The sequence below is a fragment of the Sodalinema sp. genome (assembly GCF_046483825.1).
Classification (GTDB): Bacteria; Cyanobacteriota; Cyanobacteriia; order Cyanobacteriales; family Geitlerinemataceae; genus Sodalinema.
The window spans coordinates 1-11,295 of record NZ_JAWOCL010000279.1 but is presented as its reverse complement, the minus strand read 5'-3'; the positions used below and the strand labels follow the sequence as shown (position 1 = coordinate 11,295).

Below are 11,295 nucleotides of genomic sequence, written 5' to 3'. Positions count from 1 at the left end.
TGGCAAGCTTAAGTACCTCGCTTCCATCCGATATTGATATTGGGGTTATCACCTCTGAGCTAAGAATGTGAAAATTTAAAATATCCAATGCTGAACGGGGTGGAAGTTAGGAGAGGGCGATCGCCCCCAACCCCAACTTCCACCTCAACCCCGTTCCCTTACGCCGACTTAGCCAGAACCTCCTCAGCCAGAGGAAAGCCCAACTCCTCCCGTTGCTTGAGATACAAATGAGCCACCCGGCGGGCTAAATTACGAATCCGACCAATATAACGAGTCCGTTCCGTCACCGAAATCACCCCTCGGGCATCCAGGAGATTGAAGGTATGAGAGCATTTGAGGACATAATCGAGACTGGGGGCCACTAACCCTCGCTGCGTCAGTTGTTCGGCTTCCTGTTCGTATAACCCAAACAGGGTAAACAACATCTCCGGGTTGGAGGCTTCAAAGTTATAGGTACATTGTTCAATCTCCCCTTGTAGATGAACATCCCCATAACTAAGGTTGTCCGCCCATTGAATCTCGGTGAAGGCCTCGACTTCTTGCAGATACATGGCCAGACGTTCTAAGCCATAGGTAATCTCAATCGCAACGGGTTTGCAGTCAATGCCGCCACATTGTTGGAAATAGGTAAATTGGGTAATTTCCATCCCATCTAACCAGACTTCCCAACCCACGCCCCAGGCCCCCAGCGTCGGGGACTCCCAGTTATCTTCCACGAAGCGGATATCACGGTCTTCGGGGCGAATCCCTAAGGCCCGCAGGGAATCCAGATAGAGGTCTTGGATATTGTCTGGGGAGGGTTTGATGAGGACTTGGTACTGATAATAATGTTGATAGCGGTTGGGATTTTCCCCATAGCGGCCGTCTGTGGGGCGGCGACAGGGTTCGACATAGCCCACCGCCCAGGGTTCGGGACCGATCGCCCGGAGGAAGGTATGAGGGTTCATGGTTCCGGCCCCCTTTTCCGTGTCGTAGGGTTGGGCGATCGCACAGCCGCGATCGCTCCAAAACTGGTGTAGGGTCAGGATCAGGTTTTGAAAGTTCATCGCTACGGGGGTTACAAATCAACGTCATCTATTGTGGCCTGTTGTGACCCCCTTTCGGCAAGGAATTAGCGGTTGAGTTGATTTAACCAAGTCCGCAAGTCCTCTAAACGGCTGAACCTCGTGACAGAAGCCTCTAAAAGCTCATCGATTTCGCCCTCTGACAAGCCCTCAATCTGTTGACGCAGATCCGGGGGAATCTCTCCCAGGCGGCGAGAGAGTTGCCGCATCACGACCTGTGTTTGTCCCTGTTGCAGTCCCTGTTGCAGTCCTTCTTTTAAAATTTCCTGATACCAGGGCGATTCTCTTAATACCACCATATCCCACCTCATGATTTGTCGAACAAGATCCGATTCCAGAACAAAGGAGGCGAAAAACGAGAGGAGGGGTTCGAGTTCCCGTAACTGTTGATCCTCTCTCAACGCTCCCACCGCTTGTCGAATCACATCCGCTTGGTTTCCTCCCCGCAACACCGGCACAAAGGGAAGTAGGGCCGAAAGGCGATCGCGGAAGACGATCTCCACATCGACCTCCCACAGGTTAATCACCCGATAGTCCTGAACCGCTTGCAGTCCTAGAAACTCGGAACGGTAGCTTGTGGGAATAGTCGGGTTGCCTGAAGGGGGCAAGATATTCACCAGAACCGGATATATGGGTAAATTATATCGCTCTTCAGCGAGAGCGACGTAGGCCCGGATTCGTCGCGGCATTCGAGGATCACAACGGAGTTGGATTTCGTTGAGAACCAGAAATTCCCCATGTTCGGTACTCTCAACCCGCAACAGGACATCATTCTCCCGACTGACCCATTGAAAATCCGAGTTGAGAAAATCCACGACCCTGAGATTTTCTTGCTGCGTCACCCACTTGACCCAAGTTTCCGGGGCTAAGCCAATCAGTCGTTTACTCCCAATATCGGCCACTTTAGCCATAGTTGCACCTCCTTAAAACACCTCTATCATTTTGACAGCCTGAAGCAAATCGGGAACGACCTCTGGCGGCCATTCTCCCTCACAGCGTCGCCCATGATTGAGAATTAGACGAATACGATAATTGCCCGGATAGCCATCAGCCTCCATCCAGAGGCGATCGCTTTCCACCTCACAAGTAATGCGTTCTTCATCCATCAACTCCGGGCTAATGGCCACAATCGTCTCACTCAACTGTTGCAACAGACGGCGAAAATCCTCAAACTCCGCCTCAGTTAACTCAAAGGCGAAATTATCCCCCCCGAGTAACCCCACATAAGATCCAGCTTCAGGATGATAGCCCAGCCGCCAGCCCGGCCCCTGTTTGAGAATCTTAGCCATCGCGGCGGGGATTAAAGGTTTCGAGCGATCGCAGTTTCTCGTAGAGTTCCCGTTCCTCAGGGCTAATCTCTCGGGGAGTGACAATTTGCACCTCCACCAACTGATCCCCTCGCCGGCCATCTCGCGTCAAATAGCCTTTCCCGGCTAAACGTAATCGCTGTCCCGACTTCACCCCATTAGGAAGTCCCACTTTCACCAAACCATCGAGGGTTTTCACCTCCACCTTCGCCGCCAACACCGCCTCAGAGGGCGTCACGGGAACCGTACAGACAATATCCGCCCCTTCGAGGCGAAATAGAGGATGAGGGGCAACCGTGATTTTGAGATATAAATCCCCCCCTTGATTGCCCTGGCCCTTGAGGCGAATCCGTTGCCCCGTCACCATTCCAGGGGGCATTGTCACTTCGAGCGATCGCCCATCTTCGAGGCGAATCCGCTCCCGGCCACCCGTGTAGGCTTTCTCCAGGGGCAATGTCAGCCGCGCTTCGACATCCTGAGGGGCCGGACGCGAGACGGTGTAGGCGGTCTTCGTGGTGCGGGTGCGGAAGGCATCGGGGCCATCCACCCGTAGCCGAGTGCCTGGGGGCGGTTGCGGGGCGGTGCGGGCATTGGGACGACGATTGAGGAGATCATCGAGGAAACTATTAAAGTCCGCATATTGCTCAAAACGAGCATCCGCCGGGGCGGTACTGCGAGGATTGCGGGCCACCGGTCGCCGCTTGGCTTTCTTCTGATTGAGGAAGCGGCTGAACTGGTCGTATTGAGTGCGTTTGGCTGAATCGGATAGCACATTGTAGGCTTCCCCGATATCCTTAAACCGTTCCTCAGCCGACTTATCCCCCGGATTCATATCGGGGTGGTACTTCCGGGCCAGCCGCCGGTAGGAGCGTTTAATTTCCTCAGTTGAAGCGTCTCGGGGAACTCCCAATATCTTGTAGTAATCGCGGAAGTTTTGCATTAGGGGAGAAGAAGGCAAAAGGCAAGAGGCAAAAGGCAAGAGGCAAGAGGGAGGAAGACGTAGGGGCAACCATAACGGATTGCCCCGCCTTGCCTCGGATTGGCTTAGAACCAATCATCGTCGTCGCCCCAATCTTCATCATAGGCATTGGTGCGCGACATGCGGGAGATGCGATCGGGTGGGGGGCTGCGACGGGTGGGGCGGCGTTCCTCAAAGCCGTAGTTGGGATCTTCATCGCCGACGATGGTGCGCCGGATATTGTCGAAAAATCCATCTCCTTTGGCTTCTAAAGAGTATTCCGAGACTTCCCGTGTCAGTTCGTAGAGGGCATCCTGTAAACTGGCTGAGGCTAAGTCTAAGCCTCGTTCATCGTTGCGGGCGAGGCTATCGCGCAGTTCTCGCACCAGGGCTTCGACGCGGCGGCGTGTGCCTTGGGCAAAGGATAGCCCAAAATCTAGGGCCACGGAACGTAACTCTCGTTCGGCGCGGGCGGCCAGGGCTTCGGCGCGGTTGCGGCGATCGACTTTCTCCCGACGGAGGCGATCGGTTTCGGCGAATTTGTCGGCCTGACGGATGGCGTTTTGGATTTCGGCTTCGTTGAGCGTCGAGGCCCCTTGGACGGTGATACTCTGTTCTCGGCCGGTGGCGCGATCGAGGGCGCTGACTTGTAAGATGCCGTTGGCGTCAATGTCGAAGGCGACCTGGATTTGAGGAACCCCTCGCGGGGCTGGGGGAATGCCGCTTAACTTAAAGCGGCCGAGGGATTTATTGTCGGCCGCCATCTCCCGTTCCCCTTGGGTGATATGAATTTCGACTTGACTTTGGTTATTTTCTGAGGTTGAGAAGATATCCGATCGCCGCACGGGAATGGTCGTGTTGCGAGGAATCAGTTTTTTCATGACCCCGCCGATGGTTTCTAAGCCCACGGAGAGGGGGGTAACATCCAACAATAAGACATCGGCAATTTCCCCATCGAGGATTCCGGCCTGAATGGCCCCGCCGATGGCTACGACTTCATCGGGGTTGACGTTCTGATTGGGTTCCTTGCGAATGAGATTGCGCACCAAATCTTCCACCATAGGCATTCGCGTAGAACCGCCCACCAGGACAATTTCATCGATTTGTCGGGGATGCAGCCCGGCATCAATCACCGCCTGTTTTACCGGTAGCCGCAGACGACGCAGTAAGTCACCACAGAGGCCTTCAAACTGACCGCGCGTGAGACGGGTTTCGATATGTTTGGGTCCGTCTTCTGTGGCGGTGATGAAGGGGAGGTTAATGTCGGTGACGCCTACGCCACTGAGTTCGATTTTGGCTTTCTCGGCGGCTTCGGTGAGGCGTTGTAGGGCTTGGCGATCGCGCCGCAGGTCAATTTTTTCGGTTTCTAGGAACTGTTCGGCCAGGTAATCGACAATTTTTTTGTCAAAGTCATTCCCCCCGAGTTGGGTATCGCCGCTGGTGGATTTAACTTCAAACACGCCATCGCCGACTTCCAACACCGAGACATCAAAGGTTCCTCCCCCTAAGTCAAACACCAAAATGGTCTGACTGTCAGCGCGATCTAAGCCATAAGCCAGAGAGGCGGCGGTGGGTTCGTTGAGAATCCGTTTCACCTCCAACCCGGCAATCCGCCCAGCATCCCTTGTGGCTTGGCGTTGGGCATCGTTGAAATAGGCGGGAACGGTAATGACGGCCCCGGTCACTTCTTCCCCGAGATAGCGTTGGGCATCATCAGCCAGTTTCCGCAGAATCATGGCCGAGAGTTCTTCGGGGGCGAAATCTCGTCTCATGCGGGGACAGGCAATTTTGACGTTGCCAAAGTCATCGCGGCGAATGGTATAGGGAACCCGCTTCGAGACTGGGTCTAATTCGGTGTATTTGCGCCCCACAAAGCGTTTAATGGCATAAAAGGTATTTTGCGGGTTAAGGACGGTCTGACGACGTGCTAGCTGCCCCACAAGCCGTTCTCCGTCTTTGCTGAACCCCACGACTGAAGGGGTCGTCCGCATTCCTTCTGCATTGGCAATAACGACGGGTTTGCCGCCTTCCATTACAGCAACAACTGAGTTTGTGGTGCCTAGGTCAATGCCGACGACTCTTGCCATGATGCTTTTGCTATCTCCTCGTCGATTCTCACGTCTAGTTTAGGGCGGGGCTGATTGTACCCCGACGGTTTTCATATTTTATCGCGGCGCGGACAGGCTCTGGCGCTGCGATGGGTCAAAATCTTGGGGGAAACCGTTAGGATGGGAGCATCCGAGGATACTCCATTGATGTTCTATGGTACAAGTTCCCCTGTCCCCGGCTCCCCCCGAACCGATGACCCAGAATCAGGTATCATCAGGGGGGATTCCCTGATTCACATGGCCGGATTCAAAGATCATTTATGGTGCAAGAGTCTCAAGATAGACAATTTCAGGATGTGCAGTCCACATCACCTGCGACGGTTTCTCCTGCTGCTGAACCTCTAGGTGAGGTGCAACAGGTGGTGCGACAGGTGGCCCAGGGCTGTCAGGGGAATCCCGAAGCGTTGCTCGATCTCTTGCGGTTACTCGAAGCCCTCCATCGCGAGATTTGTGAACAAGAGTTTCGCCCCGCGCTGCCGGATACTCGTCGGGCGTTATACTCGTTTCTGCGGGAAATTGAGGCCCAGGGGGGCTGGCCCTATATCCCTCGAATGCGGTTGAAAACTCTGTTGGCTCATCTTGAGGCCCAGGCTTCGGAGTTGTCGGAAACGACGCTAGATTAAGGGCTGGGTTAGGCTTCGGGAAGATCGGCTAAGACGAGATGGGTGACGGTTCGGGCTTTTTCGTCGAGTCGTTCCCAGTCGACGTCTCCTTCGTCGATGAGGCTGGTGTCGATGTCGACTTCGCAGGCCTGTTCGGGGCTGGGGGTGGGAACATAATCTCGGAAACAGACGCGGTAGCAAAGTTCCCAGATGTCGAGGGTTTTCTGGCGATCGCCCAACTCTAACAGGAGCTGATAGCCGGGAACCGGAATCTGGGTTTCTTGGTAAGTGGCTTTCCAGGAGGTTTGTTCGAGACGTTTGCGGATGTTATCGACGATGCGAATGAGTGCGGGTTGCATCAGCAGTTGTGCCTGTTGCCAGGCGAGTTCGCTTTTGAATTTCGGTTTCATGGTTATCTTGTGGCCCCTGAGAGGGCGCGATCGCCTTAGGGCAGATTTTACCGCAACCGCCCAGAGAGATGCGCGATCGCCGCTCTCTGGGGAGTATCCTGGCTAGGAAGGAAATGGCCGCCCCGAGTCGTGCGACTTAATGGGCAGAACCATTGCCATGATAGTTTTCCGAGTCGTAAAAGCCGTTACGAGTCCCGAAAAACAGACACAACACCACGAAAACCGGGGTGAGTGCGAGTAGGGCGGTTTTGATATCCATACAATTTCTCCTGGGTAACTAATCTCGATTGCCAAATTTACTGTATCTTGTCTGGGAAATTCTGGGGGCTTGGCTCCATCCCCTAGGCGCGATCGCACCCCAATGGGGTAAACTGATAGCGAGCCAACACACTCAGCACTAGGACTTTAGGAATGATTTCGCTGACCCCAGAACTGCTTGCCCTCGCCTTGTATCTCGGTTTAGCCGGAACCTATCTACTCGTGGTTCCCCTGGGAATCTATTTTTATCTCCAGAACCGCTGGTATGTGGCCGGTTCCATTGAGCGGTTTATCATGTACTTCTTGGTCTTCATGTTCTTCCCCGGCATGATTATCTGGGGGCTGTTCCTCAACTTCCGCCCTCAAAAGCGTGAACTTAATCTCTAACGCCTCCGGTTACGCCTTTCCCCTCACGCTGAATCAAGCTAGACAATCTAACGGTCACTATGCGACGAATTGATGCACTTGCGATCGGGTTTGGTGTCTTTATCGCTGGAGGTGCCGCCTATCTAGTTCTACAACAGGTGGGGCTAGATGCGGCGTCGGCGGGAATCTGGAGTCAAGTGCTTCTCATTTCGGGGCTAATTGGCTGGGTGGCGACCTATTTATTTCGTTTCGCCACTAGCAATATGACCTATCATCAGCAACTTCGGGACTATACCCAGTCGGTGATTGAGAAACGCTGGGAAACGATGAGTTCTGAAGAACGCGATCGCCTCCTGGCGAGTCTCGATGAGTTAGAGTCATCCCCAGAGTCATCCCCTCCAGAGTCATCCCCAGAGTCATCCTCCCCCAAATCCTCTTCCCATCCTTCTGAATAATTCCATGAAATCGGTTTCTGAGTCGTTTGCGCACCTACGTCAAACGGGGCAATGTGCCTTAATTCCCTTCATTACTGCCGGAGATCCGGATTTAAAAACAACGGCTGAGGCCCTACGAGTCCTCGATCGCAGTGGTGCGGATATCATTGAATTGGGGGTTCCCTATTCAGATCCCCTCGCGGATGGCCCCGCCATTCAAGCCGCCGCCACACGGGCCTTGAAACAGGGAGTCCGACTCGACGATGTTTTGGATATTGTGCGGACAGTTGGCCCTGAAATTTCCGCCCCAATTGTTCTATTTACCTATTACAACCCGATTCTGCATCGGGGTATCGAAGCCTTCCTCAAATCCATTGCTGAGGCGGGAGTGAAAGGGTTGGTGGTTCCCGATTTACCCCTAGAAGAGTCCCAGTTTTTAATCGATTGTGCCGAGACGGTTGGGGTGGAAGTGGTGTTACTCATCGCCCCCACTAGCCCGAAAGAGCGGATTTTGGCGATCGCCGAAAAGTCCCAAGGCTTCATCTATCTCGTGAGTGTGACTGGGGTGACGGGAACCCGTACTCAAGTGAGCGATCGCGTGAAAGAGTTAATTCCCCAACTTCGGGCCATCACCGACAAACCCATTGGCGTCGGTTTTGGCATCTCGGAACCGGAACACGCCCGCCAAATGAAAGACTGGGGGGCAGATGCGGCGATTTGTGGTAGTGCGTTCGTGAAGCGTCTCAGTCAAGGCACAACGGCTGAAGGCTTAGCACAAGTAGAGCAGTTTTGTCAAGAGCTAAAGCAGGCGATTTCTTGAGGGAACAGGGAACAGGGAATAGGGAACAGGGAATAGGGAATAGGGAATAGGGAACAGGGAACAGGGAACAGGGAACAGGGAACAGGGAATAGGGAACAGGGAACAGAGTTCGTTCCTAAATCTCCCTCTTGCCTCTTGCCGCTTGCCTCTTGCCGCTTGCCTCTTGCCGCTTGCCTCTTGCCGCTTGCCTCTTGCCGCTTGCCTAAAGATTGCTTCGTTGTAGAGTTCCGACGATCGCGGGTTTGCCGTAGAAACGGGTGAGATTGCCTTCAAGGATGAGGGGGATGGTGTTCCCATGTTTGCCGCGTCCTTCACAAGAACCGCTAAAACTGCGAATTTCCCGGTTGAGACAGCGTTTAATATCTTGGAGGAGGCGATCGCCGCGATCGGGGCAAATCAACTCAAACATCGAATCGAGGGTAACTAAATCCTCAAGCCGGTAATCGAAAAAATGGGCAAAGCGAGGATTCGCATAGAGGAACTTCCCTTCGCCAGTAATAATATAAACCCCAGTTTCCGTCAGTTCTGTGTTGACGGTTCCTGGGGAGGGGGATGAACTCTCTCCAGAGGAATTTGGAGACGGATCCGAAATGGGAACCGACTCACTCGAACCAATGGCCTGTAAGTCATTGACTTCAGCCAGTTCCATTTTCTGTTGCACATTATCGAGGACTAACCCCACCACAGAAGCGACAACATCCACATAGCGCAGAATCGCCAGGTGACTAAAATGGGCCACATCCGGGTGCATCAGCGTCACCACCGCACAGACTTGCTTGGCCTTAAAAATGGGGATACAGAGAACCGATCGCACCTGATAGGGTTGATAGGCCAAGGTAACCCAACGATCATCAGCATCGGCGTCATCAATAATACCTAAACGGCGGCGTTTCACCACCCATCCCGCCAAGCCTTGATCTAAAACCTGTCCGATAAGGTTGCGTTTGAGTTCTCGCATCGTCGCGCCCCGTGCCAGAATACTCTCAATCACCACTCCCTCGTCATCGAGGAGAAAGACACTGCCCTCTTCCGCCGCCGTCAGACGGCTAAAGACTTGGATGATTTCGAGTAGGATGGATTTGAGCATTAACTGTCCCCGTGCCGCTCGTTGCGTGGCATAGGCGCTGGAGATTAACTCATTTTGGGCGGCGATCGCCCGTTGTAGGGCCTTAAGATGTTGGGCAGCAACCGGACGATCAGAATTAGGGGACACGGGTTTCTCGGAATTAGGGCGATCTGACATATCCAACCTCATTTTGACACCTGATGTCGTTTAATTATCCCTTGCCCGATGACGCACGTTAAGTATTAGACCTTCAAACGAGATTGATAATCAGCAGGTTACACCCGCCGTCGTACAATAGGAGGGTTGTAATTACGTTGAATGGCGGATGTCGATCCCACGATATACTTTGCCCGAAATGGGTGACCTTTGGACTGATCGGTATAAATACCAAACTTGGCTGCAAGTTGAAATTGCCGTTTGTGAGGCACAAGCAGAGTTAGGCTATATTCCAGCGGAGGCGGTGGAGGAGATTAAAGCCAAAGCCAACTTTGAGCCAGAGCGCATTTTAGAAATTGAAGCCGAAGTCCGTCATGACGTAATTGCGTTTCTCACCAACGTCAACGAATATGTCGGCGATGCTGGGCGCTATATCCACCTGGGGATGACCAGTTCCGATATGCTAGATACAGCTCTGGCGTTGCAGTTGGTGGCGAGTACCAATGTCTTGTTGCAACGACTCGAAGATACGATTCAGGCCATTCGCTATCAGGCGCAACAACACCGCCATACGGTGATGGTGGGCCGTTCCCACGGGATTCACGCTGAACCGATTACCTTTGGCTTTAAGTTGGCTGGTTGGTTAGCCGAAATGCTACGTCACCGCGATCGCCTCGTGGCGGTGCGTCAAGCCGTGGCGGTGGGTAAAATCTCCGGTGCGGTGGGAACCTATGCGAATTTAGATCCTCGGATTGAGGCCCTGGCCTGTCAGAAATTGGGGTTAGAACCGGATATGGCCTCAACTCAGGTCATTTCCCGCGATCGCCATGCCGAATTTGTACAAGCGTTGGCTTTGGTCGCCGCGTCTCTGGAACGGTTCTCCGTCGAGATTCGTAACCTACAACGCACCGATGTCTTGGAAGTCGAAGAATACTTCTCCAAAGGCCAGAAAGGCTCCTCAGCCATGCCGCATAAGCGCAACCCCATCCGTTCCGAACGCCTGTCGGGGTTAGCGCGGGTAATTCGCGGTAATGCGGTAGCAGCGTTGGAAAATGTGGCCCTGTGGCATGAACGGGATATTTCTCATAGTTCCGTCGAACGGATGATTCTGCCAGACTCCTGTACCGTGTTGCACTTTATGCTGCATGAAACTACGGAGTTAGTGAAGCATCTACTGGTGTACCCCGAGAATATGCTGCGTAATATGAACCTCTATGGCGGAGTGATTTTCAGCCAGCGGGTGTTGTTAACCCTGGTGGGTAAAGGTGTGAGTCGCGAAGATGCCTATGCGATCGTTCAGTCTTGCGCTCACAGCGCCTGGAATCAACCCAATGGCGATTTCCGCAAGTTGATTACTCAAGATCCTCGGGTGGCGCAACATCTCACCCCCGAAGAGGTGGATGAGTGTTTCGATCCTAAATATCATCTGCGCAATCTCGATCAAGTCTATCAACGCTTGAACATCTAGGGAATGCCGGAAGTCAGCCGCTTCTCGCTTATTCAGACACCCGGTTTCTCCAAGAAACCGAGTGTCTAATCCCAGCCATCCACCCCAGGCCATTCAGACACCCGGTTTCTCCAAGAAACCGAGTGTCTAATCCCCGCCATCCACCCCAGGCCATTCAGACACCCGGTTTTTCCAAGAAACCGAGTGTCTAATCCCCGCCATCCACCCCAGGCCATTCAGACACCCGGTTTCTCCAAGAAACCGAGTGTCTAATCCCCGCCATCCACTCAAAAACTCTG

The 11,295-nt window shown here is 53.5% G+C and carries 13 protein-coding genes; 5 read left to right on the top strand and 8 right to left on the bottom strand.

Annotated features, from left to right (window positions below):
- Positions 1 to 158 precede the first annotated feature (158 nt).
- The 5 genes from glyQ to dnaK all read right to left on the bottom strand — a co-directional run bounded on the left by glyQ (position 159) and on the right by dnaK (position 5,416).
- On the bottom strand, positions 159 to 1,046 hold the full coding sequence (gene glyQ / locus R6U67_RS17750; protein WP_087708550.1) for a glycine--tRNA ligase subunit alpha: 888 nt from the start codon (positions 1,044 to 1,046) through the stop codon (positions 159 to 161).
- Between the two features lie 65 nt (positions 1,047 to 1,111).
- The gene (locus tag R6U67_RS17745; RefSeq protein WP_410253779.1) at positions 1,112 to 1,975 is read right to left on the bottom strand and encodes an Rpn family recombination-promoting nuclease/putative transposase; all 864 of its coding nucleotides are present in this window, start codon (positions 1,973 to 1,975) and stop codon (positions 1,112 to 1,114) included.
- 12 nt (positions 1,976 to 1,987) lie between these two features.
- A complete protein-coding gene (locus R6U67_RS17740) occupies positions 1,988 to 2,353 on the bottom strand; it encodes a DUF1818 family protein (RefSeq protein WP_410253778.1) in 366 nt (121 codons plus the stop codon).
- Positions 2,346 to 3,311, bottom strand: a complete 966-nt coding sequence (locus R6U67_RS17735) for a DnaJ C-terminal domain-containing protein (protein ID WP_410253780.1) — start codon at positions 3,309 to 3,311, stop codon at positions 2,346 to 2,348. Before R6U67_RS17735 ends, R6U67_RS17740 begins: the two co-directional genes overlap by 8 nt.
- Before the next feature lie 104 nt (positions 3,312 to 3,415).
- Positions 3,416 to 5,416, bottom strand: a complete 2,001-nt coding sequence (dnaK, locus tag R6U67_RS17730; RefSeq protein WP_410253777.1) for a molecular chaperone DnaK — start codon at positions 5,414 to 5,416, stop codon at positions 3,416 to 3,418.
- Between the two features lie 281 nt (positions 5,417 to 5,697).
- On the opposite strand from dnaK, the gene R6U67_RS17725 reads away from it, so the two are divergent.
- Entirely contained in the window at positions 5,698 to 6,060 is a 363-nt protein-coding gene (locus R6U67_RS17725) for a hypothetical protein (protein WP_410253776.1), read from the top strand.
- Positions 6,061 to 6,068: 8 nt separating this feature from the next.
- Here the strand turns inward: R6U67_RS17725 and R6U67_RS17720 are convergent, their stop codons facing one another.
- Together R6U67_RS17720 and R6U67_RS17715 are read right to left on the bottom strand one after the other, a co-directional pair.
- Positions 6,069 to 6,449 carry a hypothetical protein gene (locus R6U67_RS17720; protein ID WP_068791068.1) on the bottom strand — a complete coding sequence of 127 codons (381 nt, stop codon included), beginning with the start codon at positions 6,447 to 6,449 and terminating at the stop codon, positions 6,069 to 6,071.
- Between the two features lie 136 nt (positions 6,450 to 6,585).
- Complete coding sequence (locus tag R6U67_RS17715) at positions 6,586 to 6,708, bottom strand: hypothetical protein (RefSeq protein WP_087708580.1); 123 nt, start codon at positions 6,706 to 6,708, stop codon at positions 6,586 to 6,588.
- 152 nt (positions 6,709 to 6,860) lie between these two features.
- Between R6U67_RS17715 and ndhL the strand changes: the two genes are divergently transcribed.
- The 3 genes from ndhL to trpA are packed head-to-tail and all read left to right on the top strand — an operon-like array spanning position 6,861 to position 8,327.
- The gene (ndhL, locus tag R6U67_RS17710) at positions 6,861 to 7,094 is read left to right on the top strand and encodes an NAD(P)H-quinone oxidoreductase subunit L (protein WP_087708582.1); all 234 of its coding nucleotides are present in this window, start codon (positions 6,861 to 6,863) and stop codon (positions 7,092 to 7,094) included.
- A gap of 59 nt (positions 7,095 to 7,153) precedes the next feature.
- Positions 7,154 to 7,528 carry a DUF3007 family protein gene (locus tag R6U67_RS17705; protein WP_087708584.1) on the top strand — a complete coding sequence of 125 codons (375 nt, stop codon included), beginning with the start codon at positions 7,154 to 7,156 and terminating at the stop codon, positions 7,526 to 7,528.
- Positions 7,529 to 7,532: 4 nt separating this feature from the next.
- A complete protein-coding gene (gene trpA / locus R6U67_RS17700; protein ID WP_410253775.1) occupies positions 7,533 to 8,327 on the top strand; it encodes a tryptophan synthase subunit alpha in 795 nt (264 codons plus the stop codon).
- Between the two features lie 202 nt (positions 8,328 to 8,529).
- Here trpA and R6U67_RS17695 read toward each other — a convergent pair whose 3' ends face one another.
- Positions 8,530 to 9,540 (bottom strand): GAF domain-containing protein, encoded by a 1,011-nt coding sequence (locus R6U67_RS17695; RefSeq protein WP_410253774.1) that lies wholly within the window; start codon positions 9,538 to 9,540, stop codon positions 8,530 to 8,532.
- A 178-nt stretch (positions 9,541 to 9,718) separates the two neighbouring features.
- Between R6U67_RS17695 and purB the strand changes: the two genes are divergently transcribed.
- The gene (gene purB, locus R6U67_RS17690; RefSeq protein ID WP_410253773.1) at positions 9,719 to 11,017 is read left to right on the top strand and encodes an adenylosuccinate lyase; all 1,299 of its coding nucleotides are present in this window, start codon (positions 9,719 to 9,721) and stop codon (positions 11,015 to 11,017) included.
- The last annotated feature ends 278 nt before the right edge of the window (positions 11,018 to 11,295 follow it).